The sequence below is a fragment of the Enterobacter sp. BNK-16 genome (assembly GCF_048684955.1).
GTDB lineage: Bacteria > Pseudomonadota > Gammaproteobacteria > Enterobacterales > Enterobacteriaceae > Enterobacter > Enterobacter bugandensis.
On sequence record NZ_JBLQTQ010000001.1, the window covers coordinates 3,895,316 to 3,910,128 of the forward strand.

Sequence of the window (14,813 nt, forward strand, 5' to 3'; positions counted from 1 at the left end):
AACCCGCCGAAGCGGGTTTTTTTATTAGTTGCTGGTATCCAGCTCGTCGAAGCTTTTCACCAGATCGTCAATCGCTTTGATCTGCTTCAGGAACGGCTCCAGCTTATCCAGAGGCAGCGCGGATGGGCCATCGCATTTCGCGTTAGCCGGATCCGGGTGCGCTTCAATGAACAGACCTGCCAGACCGGTCGCCATACCGGCGCGCGCCAGCTCGGTCACCTGAGCACGACGGCCGCCAGAGGCTGCACCAAACGGGTCGCGGCACTGCAGCGCGTGGGTCACGTCGAAGATCACCGGCGACTGGTTAGAGACGTTCTTCATGACGCTGAAGCCCAGCATGTCTACAACCAGGTTGTCGTAACCGAAGTTAGCGCCACGGTCGCACAGAATAATCTTGTCGTTACCGCCTTCGATAAACTTATCGACGATGTTACCCATCTGGCCAGGGCTCACGAACTGCGGTTTTTTCACGTTGATCACGGCACCGGTTTTCGCCATCGCGGCAACCAGGTCGGTCTGACGCGCCAGGAACGCCGGAAGCTGGATTACGTCTACCACGTCTGCCACAGGCTGCGCCTGCCAGGACTCATGCACGTCGGTGATCACTTTCACGCCAAACGTCTGCTTAAGCTCCTGGAAAATTTTCATCCCCTCTTCCAGGCCAGGGCCACGGTAAGAGTTGATGGAGGAGCGGTTGGCTTTGTCAAAAGAGGCTTTAAACACGTACGGAATGCCCAGCTTCTGGGTCACGGTCACGTAGTGCTCGCAGATACGCATGGCGAGATCGCGGGACTCCAGCACGTTCATACCGCCAAACAGCACGAACGGCAGGTCGTTTGCTACCTTGATATCACCAATGCTAACCACTTTTTGTTTCATAGGATCGCCTTATTCAGGTGTGAATCGGAATTAAGATTAATGCAGTGTAATTTGTTTGTGCGAGATCGCGTTGATCTGCGCGCGAATCATTTCGCTAATCGGATCTTCCGGGCACTGCTCGACGAAATAGCTCAGATCGTTCAGCGCCACGTGCTCGCAGTCGAGCTGGGCATAGATAAGCCCGCGGTCGCGAATTTCGTACGGATCTTCCGGATTAAACTGCAGCAGTACTTCACTGGCACGCAAGGCCAGCTCCATCTGACGCTCTTCCATCAGCGCTGACTTCAGCGTATCCAGCAGCTTGCGAATGACTTCGGCGTTGTCGGCTTCGTCGAGATCTTCGTTAAAGAGCTCGGCCACCGGGCTGATGTTGCCTTTCAGCCAGACGTCCAGCGTATGCTCGTCCAGCGTATCGCCGTTAAACGGATTAATGAGCCACATCTCACCGTCCAGCCACTCCGCACGCAGGATCATCTGCGTCGGGAAAATAACCGGCACCAGTGGAATATCCAGGCGGTGCGCAACCCACAGCAAAATAGAGCCCAGCGCAACGGCGCTGCCCTGACGATTTTTTAAGACCTGGTCCAGCCATAATGCGTCAGACAGGCGATACACGCCACGCGTGTCGCAGAAACCCCATTCGCCGTAGAAAAGCTCCAGAAGCTTCTCTAATTGCCAGTCCTGCGGGCGCGCCTGATTGATCTCTTCACGCGCCAGGCTGACCAGATTCTCCAGCTCATCGTAGACGTACTGCGACGTAAAATCGTCGCGTATCATCTCCGAAATCAGGATCATGCCATCGCAAAGCGGCACTTTATTAAATTCGAAATCGGCTAAGGACCTCATGACTTACCCCAGTAACGACTGAGCGAACAATGACGCTCAGGCGCGATAAAACTCAAAACGATGTAGATGATAACGCCAAACTGCCTTTCAGTCAGCCTTACGCCTTTATCAGTAAATGGCAGATACCCGGCACTCAAGACCACTGCCCCAGCGTCAGGCGTTCGTTGCCGCCGTAGTCGCGGCAGGTTTCGACAGCGGCGTAGCCTGCCTGGGTAAACAGTGCCCGCACGGATTCTCCCTGCGTCCAGCCATGCTCCACGAGCAGCCAGCCGCCGGGAAGCAAATGCTCTCGTGACGTTGTCACAATGTGATCAAGATCGGCTAATCCCGCGTTGGCGGCCACGAGCGCCGTCAGCGGTTCGAAGCGAACATCTCCCTGCGCAAGGTGCGGATCATGTTCGTCAATGTAAGGAGGATTGCTGACAATCATCGCAAATGAGCGGTTCTCCAGCGCGGCAAACCAGCTGCTTTGCAGCACCGTTACGTTGCTGAGCCCGAGACGTTCCACGTTACGCAGCGCCAGCGCCACCGCGTCGGGCATCACATCCACTGCCGTCACATCGCAGTCAGGCCGCTCGCTGGCCAGCGCCAGCGCGATAGCACCGGTGCCAGTACCGAGATCGAGAATGCGGCAGGCCGCTGCGGGTAAACGTGCCAGCGCCTGTTCAACCAGACACTCGGTATCCGGACGCGGGATCAGCGTTGCCGCCGAGACGTAAAGCGGTAGCGACCAGAACTCGCGCTCACCGACAAGGTGCGCCACCGGCTCGCCGTTTTTACGGCGGGCAAGCAGCGCGGCGAGCCGTGCTTCCTGCTCTGCGGTCAGCTCAGTTTCGCCGAATGCCAGCAGGTACGTGCGGGCTTTACCCGTCACATGCTCAAGCAAAATTTCGGCGTCGCGCTTCGGGCTTTCGCTTTTTGAAAGCTCAGCGGCCGCCTCGCGTAACCAGCGCTGAAAATCCATTATTCCTGCTCGGACAGCGCCGCCAGCTGGTCGGCCTGGTATTCCTGCACGATAGGCTCAATCAGCATATCCAGCTTCCCTTCCATCACCTCATCCAGACGGTACAGGGTCAGGTTGATGCGGTGGTCGGTCACGCGCCCCTGAGGGAAGTTGTAGGTGCGGTTACGGTCGCTGCGATCGCCGCTGCCCAGCAGGTTACGACGCGTAGAGGCTTCCGCCTGCTGACGCTTCGCCATTTCCGCCGCGTGGATGCGCGCGCCCAGCACGGACAACGCTTTGGCTTTGTTTTTGTGCTGCGAACGTTCGTCCTGACACTCCACCACGATGCCGGTCGGCAGGTGGGTAATGCGGATGGCGGAGTCGGTGGTGTTAACGTGCTGACCGCCCGCCCCGGAGGAGCGGAAGGTGTCGATGCGCAGGTCCGCCGGGTTGATGTCCGGCAGTTCCGCTTCCGGCAGCTCTGGCATCACCGCCACCGTACAGGCGGAGGTATGAATGCGGCCCTGAGATTCGGTGGCCGGAACGCGCTGCACGCGGTGACCGCCGGATTCAAACTTCAGACGTCCGTACACGCCGTCGCCGCTGATCTTAGCGATAACCTCTTTGTAGCCGCCATGTTCGCCTTCGTTGGCGCTCATGATCTCCACGCGCCAGCGGCGCGATTCGGCGTAGCGGCTGTACATGCGGAACAGATCCCCGGCAAACAGCGCCGCTTCGTCACCGCCGGTACCGGCGCGCACTTCGACAAACGCGTTACGTTCATCGTCCGGATCTTTCGGCAGGAGCAGCACCTGAAGCTGCTGCTCCATCTCTTCGGAACGCGCTTTTGCATCCTGCAGCTCTTCCTGCGCCATCTCGCGCATCTCAGGATCGTCGAGCATCATCTGCGCGGTTTCAATATCTTCCTGAACCTGTCGCCAGTCGGTAAAGCATTTTGATACATCACTCAACTGCGCATATTCACGCGAAAGCGCGCGAAAACGTTCCTGGTCTGCGATAGTCCCGGCATCGCCGAGCAGCGCCTGTACTTCTTCATGGCGCTCGTGCAGAGCTTCCAGTTTAGCGACGATAGAAGGCTTCATAGGCGTAAGTGCACCTTGTCTTAGAAAATGGGTATAGGGCGCTATTCCAGCCCGAGGCTGTTGCGCAGAATAGTCAGGCGTTCATCATCCCCGTCACGGGCAGCCTGTTGAAGAGATTTGGTTGGCGCATGGATCAGGCGGTTGGTCAGCTTCCACGCCAGATCCTGCATAATCGCCTGCGCGTCGCCGCCCTGTTCCAGGGCCGCTAACGCTTTGGCAGTCAGGTCATCACGCACCTGCTCCGCCTGTCCGCGATACTCGCGGATGGTCTCGCTGACGCTTTGCGCGCGCAGCCAGGCCATAAATTCGCTGGTTTCCTGCTCAACAATGGTTTCCGCCTGCACCGCCGCCGCTTTACGCTGGGCGAGGTTGTGCGAAATAATGCTTTGCAGGTCATCCACGCTGTAAAGATAGGCGTTAGCCAGCTTGCCAACCTCTGGCTCAACATCGCGCGGAACGGCGATATCCACCAGCAGCATTGGCTGATTACGGCGGGATTTCAGCGCACGCTCCACCATACCTTTACCGATGATCGGCAGCGGGCTGGCGGTAGAGCTGATAATAATGTCCGCCTCTTTCAGACGTTCATCAATATCGCTCAGCGCAACCACCTCGGCACCCACTTCGTCCGCCAGCACCTGCGCGCGTTCGCGGGTGCGGTTCGCGATAATCATCTTTTTCACTTTATGCTCGCGCAGATGGCGCGCCACAAGCTCGATGGTTTCGCCCGCGCCTACCAGCATCACGGTGACGGTCGACAGGGATTCAAAGATTTGCCGTGCAAGGGTACAGGCCGCGAAAGCAACAGAAACCGCACTGGCACCAATGTCGGTTTCGGTTCGCACACGCTTCGCCACGGAGAAGGACTTCTGGAACATACGCTCCAGCTCGCTGGCCTTGAGATGCCCTTTCTGGGAATCTGCGAAGGCTTTTTTTACCTGGCCGAGGATCTGCGGCTCGCCCAGCACCAGCGAATCCAGACCGCTGGCGACGCGCATCAGATGGCTGACCGCATCGTTATCCTGATGCCAGTACAGGCTGTTGCGCAGCTCGTCTTCGTTGAGATTGTGGTAGTCACATAGCCAGCGGATCAGCGCGTCGTGCAGGTTATCCTGCTCTTCCACGCTCAAATACAGCTCGGTACGGTTGCACGTCGAAAGCACCACGCCACCCTGCACCATCGGCTGTGCAAGCAGGCTGTCCAGCGCCAGGTCAAGCGTATCCGGCGAAAACGTAACGCGTTCTCGCAGCGAAACCGGGGCCGTTTTGTGGTTGATGCCGAGTGCTAATAGGGTCATGTTGAGCGGGAGTAGTACCAGCGTTAATAAGGTTAGCAGGACGCATCATACAGGATGCGCGAGATCAATAAAAGAGACCGCCTCCTTTCGGAGTAATAGGTTACTCAACGCTTTGAGATAATTTGAACGTAGACGGTAGCACTGCGGGGCGCTAGCATTAACAGTTATAACTGCAACGTATCTCAAGGATTTGTCCTCATTATGACCCGACTGATTCGCCTGCTGCCGCTGGCAGCACTGGTTCTGACCGCCTGTACTGTCACCCAACCAAAAGGCCCGGGCAAAAGCCCTGATTCACCGCAGTGGCGTCAGCACCAGCAGGACGTCCTTAATTTGAAGCAGTACCAGACGCGCGGCGCCTTCGCGTATCTCTCTGACGAACAAAAGGTTTATGCCCGCTTCTTCTGGCAGCAAACGGGGCAGGACAACTATCGCCTGCTGCTGCTGAACCCGCTTGGCAGCACCGAGCTGGAGCTTATCGCCAAACCGGGCGAAGCGCAGATCACCGATAACAAAGGCCAGCACTACACGGCGACCGATGCCGAAGAGATGATTGGCAAGCTGACCGGGATGCCAATTCCGCTGAACAGCCTGCGCCAGTGGATCCTCGGCCTGCCGGGCGAAGCGACCGACTATACGCTTGACGATCAATACCGTCTGAGCCAGGTCAACTACACCCAGAACGGCAAAACCTGGAAAGTGGTGTACAGCGCCTATGACAGCAAGAGTAAACCGTCGCTGCCATCAAACATGGAGCTGACCCAGGGCAGCCAGCGCATCAAGCTGAAAATGGACAACTGGATCGTTAAATGATGACCCACTGGCCTTCTCCGGCAAAACTGAACCTGTTTTTATACATCACCGGCCAGCGTGCTGACGGCTATCACACACTGCAGACGCTGTTTCAGTTTATTGACTATGGCGACACGATTGCCATCGAGCCGCGTCAGGATGGGCAGATTTGCCTGCTGACGCCGGTCGACGGCGTGGCACATGAGGACAACCTGATCGTCCGCGCCGCGCGCCTGCTGATGAAAGCCGCCGCGGAGTCGGGCCGTCTGCCGGCGGGAAGCGGTGCGGATATCCGCATTGAGAAGCGTCTGCCGATGGGTGGCGGTCTCGGCGGGGGCTCATCCAACGCCGCCACCGTGCTGGTTGCGCTGAACCACCTCTGGGGCTGCGGGCTGTCGACGGATGAACTGGCTGGTTTGGGCTTAACGCTGGGCGCAGATGTCCCTGTGTTTGTTCGCGGCCACGCGGCCTTTGCCGAGGGCGTGGGTGAGATCCTCTCCCCGGTCAACCCGCCGGAGAAATGGTATCTGGTTGCCCACCCCGGCGTGAGCATTCCGACCCCGGTCATCTTTAAAGATCCTGACCTGAAAAGAAATACCCCGGTACGGTCAATAGAAACGTTATTAAATTGTGAATTCAGCAACGATTGCGAGGATATCGCAAGAAAACGTTTTCGCGAGGTTGATGCGGTGCTTTCCTGGCTGTTAGAATACGCGCCGTCGCGCCTGACCGGTACAGGGGCCTGTGTCTTTGCTGAATTTGACACCGAATCCGCTGCCCGTCAGGTGCTTGAGCAAGCGCCGGATTGGCTGCATGGTTTTGTAGCGCGCGGGATGAACACCTCCCCCCTACAGCAGGCCATTCTGGCGCAGACTGAGTTTCGGTGACAACGTCACCCTGTTCCAGACGTTGCATCGCGCTCTTTAATACACCGCCTGGATAGCCTTCGCTTAGGCCCCGCAGTTTGCGGCGAACGCTATCCACCACTGGACGCATGCCTGAGGTTCTTCTCGTGCCTGATATGAAGCTTTTTGCTGGTAACGCCACCCCGGAACTAGCACAACGTATTGCCAACCGCCTGTACACTTCCCTCGGCGACGCCGCCGTAGGTCGCTTTAGCGACGGCGAAGTCAGCGTACAAATCAACGAAAATGTACGCGGTGGTGATATTTTCATCATCCAGTCCACCTGTGCTCCAACAAACGACAACCTGATGGAACTGGTTGTTATGGTCGACGCTCTGCGTCGCGCTTCCGCAGGCCGTATCACTGCTGTTATCCCTTACTTTGGTTATGCCCGCCAGGACCGTCGCGTCCGTTCCGCGCGTGTGCCAATCACCGCAAAAGTTGTCGCTGACTTCCTGTCCAGCGTCGGCGTTGACCGCGTACTGACCGTTGACCTGCACGCAGAGCAGATCCAGGGCTTCTTCGACGTCCCGGTTGATAACGTATTCGGCAGCCCAATCCTGCTGGAAGACATGCTGCAGCTGAACCTGGACAACCCAATCGTGGTTTCTCCGGACATCGGCGGCGTGGTACGTGCCCGTGCTATCGCTAAGCTGCTGAACGATACCGACATGGCGATCATCGACAAGCGTCGTCCGCGCGCTAACGTTTCTCAGGTGATGCACATCATCGGTGACGTGGCTGGCCGCGACTGCGTGCTGGTTGACGACATGATCGATACCGGCGGTACGCTGTGTAAAGCCGCTGAAGCGCTGAAAGAGCGCGGTGCCAAGCGCGTGTTCGCTTACGCGACCCACCCGATCTTCTCCGGTAATGCCGTGAACAACCTGCGCAACTCCGTCATTGACGAAGTTGTGGTATGCGATACCATCCCACTGAGCGACGAGATCAAGGCACTGCCAAACGTGCGTACCCTGACCCTGTCCGGGATGCTGGCCGAAGCGATTCGTCGTATCAGCAACGAAGAATCCATTTCTGCAATGTTCGAACACTAATCGAACACGGCAAAAAAACCCGCTGCGGCGGGTTTTTTTGTCTCCGGGTTTTATTTGTATGATTAATGCCTCCTTCACCTGCCATTCACATGACAGATGATGCGCACACGGATGATAGATAATTGTGAAAAACGTAGCCTCCTCACATGTTCTGCCCTTTCGCGCCCTCATCGACGCCTGCTGGAAAGAGAAGTACACCTCGTCACGCTTTATCCGTGACCTGATTGCCGGGATCACCGTCGGAATTATTGCCATCCCGCTGGCGATGGCGCTGGCGATTGGCAGCGGCGTTGCGCCACAGTACGGTCTGTATACCTCGGCCGTTGCCGGGATTGTTATTGCCCTGACGGGCGGCTCGCGCTTCAGCGTCTCCGGCCCGACCGCCGCCTTTGTGGTGATCCTCTACCCGGTTTCACAACAGTTTGGTCTGGCAGGCCTGCTGGTTGCCACCCTGATGTCCGGCGTCTTTTTGATTCTGTTCGGTCTGGCCCGTTTTGGTCGCCTGATTGAATACATTCCCCTTTCCGTGACGCTGGGGTTCACCTCGGGGATTGGGATCACCATCGGAACCATGCAGATTAAGGATTTCCTCGGTCTGCAAATGACCCATGTTCCGGAGCACTATTTACAGAAAGTGGGGGCGCTGTTTATGGCGCTGCCAACGGCCAACCTGGGCGACGCCGCCATCGGAATAGTCACCCTGGGGACGCTGATCGTCTGGCCTCGCCTCGGTATTCGCCTGCCGGGCCATCTGCCCGCCTTGCTGCTGGGCTGCGCGGTGATGGCTATCGTCAATATGTTCGGTGGCCATGTCGCGACTATCGGCTCGCAGTTCCACTATGTTCTGGCGGACGGTTCGCAGGGTAACGGCATTCCACAGCTGCTGCCGCAGCTGGTGCTGCCGTGGGACATGCCTGGTTCGAGCTTCACCCTGAGCTGGGATTCCCTTCGCGCCCTGCTGCCCGCCGCGTTCTCTATGGCGATGCTGGGAGCGATTGAATCCCTGCTGTGCGCTGTGGTGCTCGACGGCATGACCGGCACCAAGCACAAAGCCAACAGCGAACTGGTCGGTCAGGGCTTAGGCAACCTCATCGCACCGTTCTTTGGCGGGATTACCGCCACGGCAGCCATCGCCCGTTCTGCGGCCAACGTGCGCGCAGGTGCGACCTCCCCCGTTTCAGCGGTTATCCACTCCCTGCTGGTGATTCTGGCGCTGCTGATCCTTGCCCCGCTGCTCTCCTGGCTGCCGCTTTCCGCCATGGCCGCCCTGCTGCTGATGGTGGCCTGGAACATGAGCGAGGCGCACAAGGTGGTGAATCTGCTGCGCCGTGCGCCGAAAGACGACATCATCGTGATGCTGATCTGCATGTCGCTGACCGTGCTGTTCGATATGGTTATCGCCATCAGCGTTGGGATCGTGCTCGCGTCCCTGCTATTTATGCGCCGCATCGCGCAGATGACGCGCCTCTCGCCGGTTAACGTGGAGGTGCCTGAGGATGTGCTGGTGCTGCGCGTGATTGGCCCGCTATTCTTTGCCGCGGCGGAAGGGTTGTTCAGCGATCTGGAGTCCCGCATCGCGGGGAAACGGGTTGTGGTGCTGAAGTGGGATGCCGTCCCGGTGCTGGATGCCGGCGGTCTGGATGCCTTCCAGCGCTTTGTTGCACGTCTGCCGGAAGGCTGCGAGCTGCGGGTCAGCAACCTGGAATTCCAGCCCCTGCGCACCATGGCGCGTGCGGGCGTGCAGCCGATCCCTGGCCGCCTTGCCTTTTATCCTAACCGTGAAGCCGCGTTAGCGGATCTGTGAGTTACCTGATGCAGAGAAACGTCTCTGCATCATCACCCCGATCGCCTGCTGGAGCCATGCAAGCACAGCAGGCGTCATCCAGGTTCCTTTCATCAGATGCGGCTCCTGCTGCATAGCCGTACGAAACTTTTGCTGGGTCTCGGGGTTGGTGCCTGCGTAGGACTGGAACAATGCCAGCCAGTTTTCAGCCAGCTTTTGCGCCTCCTTCGAGTCAGGAGCGATATTGTCCCGCTGCGCCTGATGCAGTTTCGCCACCAGCGGCGGCCACTCCATCATGCGGTCAAAATAATGTGCCCGGGTAAAGGCCATCTCTTCGGCAGTGAGATACTTCTCCCATATGCTGAGCTTAGATTCCGCAAACGCTCGCGTGATGTAATCTGTCATCTCCGGGGTGATGCCGGTCTGCGCCTGCATCTGTGGCTCTACGCTGTGCATCTCGTTCAGCCGGGTGAGAAACGCCGGCTTGCCCGCCGTGTCCTGTTCAAGACGTTCCATCCAGCGGGTCGCCAGATCCATCGCCCGCGTGTCAGTAACCGGTATATCCTGTTCCAGCAGCGCGTTAGCCTCTGCCACCAGCCCTGACCAGATAGCCGCCAGCGCATCCTTCTGTACCGCAAACGGCAACTGCTGTAACTCTTCTTTGCTAAACCAGCGATCGTACATATTCATTAACTCCAGAGTCTTTAGCCAGGACTCCAGATCCGGCGTCGCATCGTCGGTAAGCCCGGTACGCAGCTCCATCAGCCGGTCGCGCAGCGTGTGTATGCTGCGCAGCTGTTTATCCAGCAGCGTGATTTGCGCATCGAGTAGCTCGGTCAACGACAGCGACTCCTTTTCCAGAAAATCCCTGATTTCAGCAAGTTCCAGCCCCGCTTTTGCCAGCGCCTGGATCATGTGCAGACGCTGGACATCCGCCAGGTTGTAAAGCCGGTAACCTGCCGCGCTTCTGGCAGAAGGCAGCAACAGCCCTGTTTGCTCGTAGTGATGCAATGTCCGCACAGTGATACCGGCTCGTTTCGCCAGCTCACCCACCTGAATCAACATAACTGCTCCTTTTTACTTTGCCAGTGCCACCACTCTGGAGCCTTACGTTACGTGAGGGTCAATATGCTATGCAAAAAAAAACGACTCCGGATGGAGTCGTTTCGATGTTCTTAATCAGGCACTAGCTGTGCTTATGCTGGTCACGACGACAGCGTTTGTCGTAGTGGCGCACCCACCAGTACTTGTCACACACTTCCTCATGGCCGCTCACGCGCGCCCCGGCGAGCCACAATACTGCACCGAGGAAGATGCTCAATACCGCGCCATGCGCGAAGTATTGTGGGAGATCAAGCTGCGGCAGTTGGTTTAAAATGGAATAACCTACGCCGACTACCATCACGAAAAGTCCCAACCCCATTAGCACGTTACCGAGCATCGAAGCGTTTTTGCGTTTCATATGTCACCTCCGGAACTTTGGGTTGTCAGGGGAAAAGCCCCTAATCCTTGTGTGTAAAGTATAGACAACGCCCCTTTTATGAGTTGCGTGAATGATCACAATTACGGATAACGCACAGACAAAAGTTTACAAATAAGGCGTTGAACAGCTTGAAATTCTAATTGTTCAGATGAGTAATTATTCGAATTTCGCCGGGATAACCGCAGAATTTTGTCAAGCGGCGCGCCAGACAGTAAACTACGCGCCAGATCTGGAACCCATTAGGAATTGAATCGTGACGATTAAACTGATTGTCGGCCTCGCCAACCCGGGCGCGGAGTATGCGGCCACCCGCCACAACGCCGGAGCCTGGTACGTCGATCTGCTGGCCGAACGGTTACGTGCTCCCCTGCGTGAAGAACCAAAATTCTTCGGCTATACCTCACGTATCAACCTTGCAGGCGCGGATGTTCGCCTGCTGGTGCCCACCACCTTTATGAACCTGAGCGGTAAAGCGGTGGCGGCGATGGCAACGTTTTATCGCATCAATCCGGATGAAATTCTGGTGGCTCACGATGAGCTGGATCTTCCGCCTGGCGTAGCAAAATTCAAGCTGGGCGGCGGACACGGCGGTCACAACGGTCTTAAAGACATCATCAGCAAGTTGGGCAATAACCCGAATTTCCACCGTTTGCGCGTGGGAATCGGCCATCCGGGCGATAAAAACAAAGTTGTCGGTTTCGTACTCGGTAAACCCCCGGTTTCCGAACAAAAACTGATTGACGAGGCGGTAGACGAAGCGGCGCGCTGCACTGAAATCTGGCTGCAAGACGGCTTAACCAAAGCGACAAATCGCTTACACGCTTTCAAAGCGCAATAATCCGCCCGATACGGCTTTTTTACCGCGCGTCATGCGGGTTACGTGTATAATAGGCGTAGTTATTTATTTTTCATCAATCGGTTATCGTTAACGGATTGATTATCAAGATATTAAGGTGATTTAGAAATGGGATTCAAATGCGGTATCGTCGGTCTGCCAAACGTGGGCAAATCCACCCTGTTTAACGCGCTTACCAAAGCGGGTATCGAAGCGGCGAACTTCCCGTTCTGTACCATCGAACCGAACACCGGCGTGGTGCCAATGCCGGACCCGCGTCTGGACCAGCTTGCGGAAATCGTGAAGCCGCAGCGCATTCTGCCCACCACCATGGAATTCGTGGACATCGCGGGCCTGGTGAAGGGCGCATCCAAAGGTGAAGGCCTGGGCAACCAGTTCCTGACCAACATCCGTGAAACTGAAGCGATCGGCCACGTTGTGCGCTGCTTCGAGAACGACAACATCATCCACGTAAACAACAAAGTGGATCCGGCTGACGATATCGACGTTATCAACACCGAGCTGGCGCTCTCTGACCTCGACACCTGCGAACGCGCGATTCACCGCGTGCAGAAGAAAGCCAAAGGCGGCGACAAGGACGCGAAAGCGGAACTGGCTGCGCTGGAAAAATGCCTGCCACAGCTGGAAAACGCGGGCATGCTGCGAGCGCTGAAAAACCTGACTGACGAAGACAAAGCGGCGATCAAATACCTGAGCTTCCTGACCCTGAAGCCAACCATGTACATCGCCAACGTTAACGAAGACGGTTTCGAGAACAACCCGTACCTGGACAAAGTGCGTGAAATTGCCGCGGCGGAAGGTTCTGTGGTTGTAGCGGTTTGCGCTGCCGTTGAATCCGATATCGCAGAGCTGGACGACGCCGACCGTGAAGAGTTCATGGCCGAGCTGGGTCTGGAAGAGCCGGGCCTGAACCGCGTGATCCGCGCGGGCTATGAGCTGCTGAACCTGCAGACCTACTTCACCGCTGGCGTTAAAGAAGTGCGTGCGTGGACGATTCCTGTGGGTGCGACTGCGCCTCAGGCGGCCGGTAAGATCCACACCGACTTCGAGAAGGGCTTCATTCGTGCGCAGACTATCGCGTTTGAGGACTTTATCACCTACAAGGGTGAGCAAGGCGCGAAAGAAGCTGGCAAGATGCGTGCGGAAGGGAAAGATTATATTGTTAAAGATGGCGACGTGATGAACTTCTTGTTTAACGTTTGAGTTGTTTTTAATGGGAAAAATCCACGCTTGGGCGTGGATTTTTTTTACATGGTAAAGAGAATGATGTCGGCAGTCGCAAGTTTTAACGTCTGAAAAGGGTGCTGGTGTAAACGCTCTGCTGGTCAGGCAAGTCTCTCACCTTTAGCAGGTATGCCCCCTTTGCGTACGCCAGTTTCAGGCACTCTTGTCGCTGTAATTTTAATGTTAAATGTGAATTTGGTACGAAGGTCCTGATCCAGACAACGCGTTACGTTTCATATCCCAAGAATAAAACCAATTATGCCAGCCATTTTGTATTACTGTATAACTACATACAAAAACCACTTCCTTTGAGTGGTTTAATGTTAAGTAATAGAAAATAGCGCCTTCAGGAGATGCAGACCAAAATAGTTTTTCACCCTGAGCGTTGAAGATGGTCAAAACGGTTGGTAACGGCTTTGTATCGCTTAACACAAACACTAATTGGCGTGTTGAATCGACCATTATATTGTCTAAAAATGGTATGCTGAAAATATATTTTATCCTTTAGCGATCACAATGGCTCTATGATCAGTTTCATTTTGTATCCAGAACATTTCATCTTGAGGTAACGATCCATTACTACAAAAATCAACAAGTTCACCTTGCCAACCATCAGGAACATAATCTTGACAATGCATACTCTCAACATATTCCAAATATAATCTTTTATTATCAAAGTCTATAAACAAATCCGGCATAAGATCATATATATCCCACCAGGTTGTATTTTGCGAAAGGCTATTATAAAACTCATCAGCTATGGCATCCTTATCGTATGAATAACCATCTTTAATTAAATAATTAATGAATATCTGCGCGTTTTCTTCATTTACTACTGGTAAGTCATATCTTTCCTTATGGATATTCTGTAGGTTTATTTCCACCCCACTTTTCACAAAATCCTCTACCCATTTAACTCTGTCTAAGACCCACATTTCCTTGAACGCAACGAACCAATAAAATCTTCCTTCATACTTAACTATCACAAGGAGTTCGTCATCTTTATTGATATTCATATAGTCACCTATCTTACATTCCCGGAGCCTGGAATCGCTACTTCTTCAAGCCATTCTGCCCATATTGATGGTAATTCATACGACCTACCTGGCGTAGTCGGATCCACGCGTAATGTTTGATTTTTTATAGAGTAACGAACTTATCCCCTTTTACGCAGATAGAACTCTAGATACTTTTTAGGTCTATCCTGAAACGCACGCTCTTTGCCGTAGTTATAAACATCGTTAAAATATTTATACGCTTCCTCGAATTGATTTAACTCATAACAGACCATGCCGAGATCGATTAAGGGTGCAGTGTCTATATCCGATCCACGTGTCCGTAATGTCGTCTCTCCCCATTTCTTCGCCTCAGCGTAATCCGCGAGATCAAAATATGCGCTGTACATGCAGGCAGCGATCCAGTTAGCAAGTTCCGATTCGAACTTTGGCTCAGGGAGAGCTTGCCAGGCTTTTTGGTATTGCTCTAAAGCCTCGGCGTATTTTTGGTTGTCGTGAAACTCGTTTCCTTTTTCAATAGTATTTGTTATAAATATTTTCATACTCAAGTGTTTGTCCTTTTAAATAAAAACCCTTTTATAAGCAACAACCAAACTTAATAAAATGCATTACTAAATTATGATTTTTACA

The 14,813-nt window shown here is 55.0% G+C and carries 15 protein-coding genes and 1 pseudogene; 6 read left to right on the forward strand and 10 right to left on the reverse strand.

All coding sequences use genetic code 11. The features are described from left to right. Positions 1-24: 24 nt before the first annotated feature. The 6 genes and pseudogenes from kdsA to hemA form a co-directional block, all read right to left on the reverse strand. The gene (gene kdsA, locus ACMGGH_RS18765; protein WP_028013459.1) at positions 25-879 is read right to left on the reverse strand and encodes a 3-deoxy-8-phosphooctulonate synthase; all 855 of its coding nucleotides are present in this window, start codon (positions 877-879) and stop codon (positions 25-27) included. Between the two features lie 36 nt (positions 880-915). After that, positions 916-1,725, reverse strand: coding sequence for an invasion regulator SirB1 (gene sirB1, locus ACMGGH_RS18770; protein ID WP_028013460.1), 810 nt, complete (start codon positions 1,723-1,725; stop codon positions 916-918). 41 nt (positions 1,726-1,766) lie between these two features. Next, positions 1,767-1,856: pseudogene (locus ACMGGH_RS18775) on the reverse strand (siroheme synthase); the annotation flags it as partial. A 2-nt stretch (positions 1,857-1,858) separates the two neighbouring features. After that, positions 1,859-2,689, reverse strand: coding sequence for a peptide chain release factor N(5)-glutamine methyltransferase (prmC, locus tag ACMGGH_RS18780; RefSeq protein WP_045631194.1), 831 nt, complete (start codon positions 2,687-2,689; stop codon positions 1,859-1,861). Further along, positions 2,689-3,771 carry a peptide chain release factor 1 gene (gene prfA, locus ACMGGH_RS18785; RefSeq protein ID WP_021240360.1) on the reverse strand — a complete coding sequence of 361 codons (1,083 nt, stop codon included), beginning with the start codon at positions 3,769-3,771 and terminating at the stop codon, positions 2,689-2,691. Before prfA ends, prmC begins: the two co-directional genes overlap by 1 nt. A gap of 41 nt (positions 3,772-3,812) precedes the next feature. Continuing rightward, positions 3,813-5,069 (reverse strand): glutamyl-tRNA reductase, encoded by a 1,257-nt coding sequence (gene hemA, locus ACMGGH_RS18790; protein WP_021240361.1) that lies wholly within the window; start codon positions 5,067-5,069, stop codon positions 3,813-3,815. Between the two features lie 201 nt (positions 5,070-5,270). Here hemA and lolB point away from each other — a divergent pair, with 201 nt between their 5' ends. From lolB to dauA, 4 genes are all read left to right on the forward strand, one after another. After that, on the forward strand, positions 5,271-5,882 hold the full coding sequence (lolB, locus tag ACMGGH_RS18795; protein WP_028013462.1) for a lipoprotein insertase outer membrane protein LolB: 612 nt from the start codon (positions 5,271-5,273) through the stop codon (positions 5,880-5,882). Further along, complete coding sequence (gene ispE / locus ACMGGH_RS18800) at positions 5,879-6,748, forward strand: 4-(cytidine 5'-diphospho)-2-C-methyl-D-erythritol kinase (RefSeq protein ID WP_028013463.1); 870 nt, start codon at positions 5,879-5,881, stop codon at positions 6,746-6,748. The genes lolB and ispE overlap by 4 nt, the downstream gene beginning before the upstream one ends. A gap of 125 nt (positions 6,749-6,873) precedes the next feature. Further along, positions 6,874-7,821: a ribose-phosphate diphosphokinase gene (gene prs / locus ACMGGH_RS18805; protein WP_003856663.1), complete on the forward strand. Its 948-nt coding sequence runs from the start codon at positions 6,874-6,876 to the stop codon at positions 7,819-7,821. A gap of 124 nt (positions 7,822-7,945) precedes the next feature. Further along, positions 7,946-9,625: a C4-dicarboxylic acid transporter DauA gene (gene dauA, locus ACMGGH_RS18810; RefSeq protein ID WP_232928193.1), complete on the forward strand. Its 1,680-nt coding sequence runs from the start codon at positions 7,946-7,948 to the stop codon at positions 9,623-9,625. Here the strand turns inward: dauA and ACMGGH_RS18815 are convergent. Next, positions 9,611-10,669, reverse strand: coding sequence for a MerR family transcriptional regulator (locus ACMGGH_RS18815; protein WP_232948367.1), 1,059 nt, complete (start codon positions 10,667-10,669; stop codon positions 9,611-9,613). The genes dauA and ACMGGH_RS18815 overlap by 15 nt on opposite strands. A 121-nt stretch (positions 10,670-10,790) precedes the next feature. Beyond that, the gene (gene ychH, locus ACMGGH_RS18820) at positions 10,791-11,066 is read right to left on the reverse strand and encodes a stress-induced protein YchH (protein ID WP_028013466.1); all 276 of its coding nucleotides are present in this window, start codon (positions 11,064-11,066) and stop codon (positions 10,791-10,793) included. Between the two features lie 274 nt (positions 11,067-11,340). Here ychH and pth point away from each other — a divergent pair, with 274 nt between their 5' ends. Both pth and ychF read left to right on the forward strand, forming a co-directional pair. Continuing rightward, positions 11,341-11,925 (forward strand): aminoacyl-tRNA hydrolase, encoded by a 585-nt coding sequence (gene pth / locus ACMGGH_RS18825; protein WP_008499504.1) that lies wholly within the window; start codon positions 11,341-11,343, stop codon positions 11,923-11,925. Positions 11,926-12,051: 126 nt separating this feature from the next. Further along, on the forward strand, positions 12,052-13,146 hold the full coding sequence (gene ychF, locus ACMGGH_RS18830) for a redox-regulated ATPase YchF (RefSeq protein ID WP_003856650.1): 1,095 nt from the start codon (positions 12,052-12,054) through the stop codon (positions 13,144-13,146). Between the two features lie 518 nt (positions 13,147-13,664). Here ychF and ACMGGH_RS18835 read toward each other — a convergent pair. Both ACMGGH_RS18835 and ACMGGH_RS18840 read right to left on the reverse strand, forming a co-directional pair. Continuing rightward, complete coding sequence (locus ACMGGH_RS18835; protein ID WP_232948368.1) at positions 13,665-14,183, reverse strand: hypothetical protein; 519 nt, start codon at positions 14,181-14,183, stop codon at positions 13,665-13,667. 140 nt (positions 14,184-14,323) lie between these two features. Continuing rightward, entirely contained in the window at positions 14,324-14,725 is a 402-nt protein-coding gene (locus ACMGGH_RS18840) for a tetratricopeptide repeat protein (RefSeq protein ID WP_232948389.1), read from the reverse strand. Positions 14,726-14,813: the final 88 nt, after the last annotated feature.

Excerpts from the sequence above, each read along its gene's own strand:
- kdsA (WP_028013459.1), bottom strand. The coding sequence starts at position 879 with ATGAAACAAAAAGTGGTTAGCATTGGTGATATCAAGGTAGCAAACGAC.
- sirB1 (WP_028013460.1), bottom strand. The coding sequence starts at position 1,725 with ATGAGGTCCTTAGCCGATTTCGAATTTAATAAAGTGCCGCTTTGCGAT.
- prmC (WP_045631194.1), bottom strand. The coding sequence starts at position 2,689 with ATGGATTTTCAGCGCTGGTTACGCGAGGCGGCCGCTGAGCTTTCAAAA.
- prfA (WP_021240360.1), bottom strand. The coding sequence starts at position 3,771 with ATGAAGCCTTCTATCGTCGCTAAACTGGAAGCTCTGCACGAGCGCCAT.
- hemA (WP_021240361.1), bottom strand. The coding sequence starts at position 5,069 with ATGACCCTATTAGCACTCGGCATCAACCACAAAACGGCCCCGGTTTCG.
- lolB (WP_028013462.1), top strand. The coding sequence starts at position 5,271 with ATGACCCGACTGATTCGCCTGCTGCCGCTGGCAGCACTGGTTCTGACC.
- ispE (WP_028013463.1), top strand. The coding sequence starts at position 5,879 with ATGATGACCCACTGGCCTTCTCCGGCAAAACTGAACCTGTTTTTATAC.
- ACMGGH_RS18815 (WP_232948367.1), bottom strand. The coding sequence starts at position 10,669 with ATGTTGATTCAGGTGGGTGAGCTGGCGAAACGAGCCGGTATCACTGTG.
- ychH (WP_028013466.1), bottom strand. The coding sequence starts at position 11,066 with ATGAAACGCAAAAACGCTTCGATGCTCGGTAACGTGCTAATGGGGTTG.
- ychF (WP_003856650.1), top strand. The coding sequence starts at position 12,052 with ATGGGATTCAAATGCGGTATCGTCGGTCTGCCAAACGTGGGCAAATCC.
- ACMGGH_RS18835 (WP_232948368.1), bottom strand. The coding sequence starts at position 14,183 with ATGAATATCAATAAAGATGACGAACTCCTTGTGATAGTTAAGTATGAA.
- ACMGGH_RS18840 (WP_232948389.1), bottom strand. The coding sequence starts at position 14,725 with ATGAAAATATTTATAACAAATACTATTGAAAAAGGAAACGAGTTTCAC.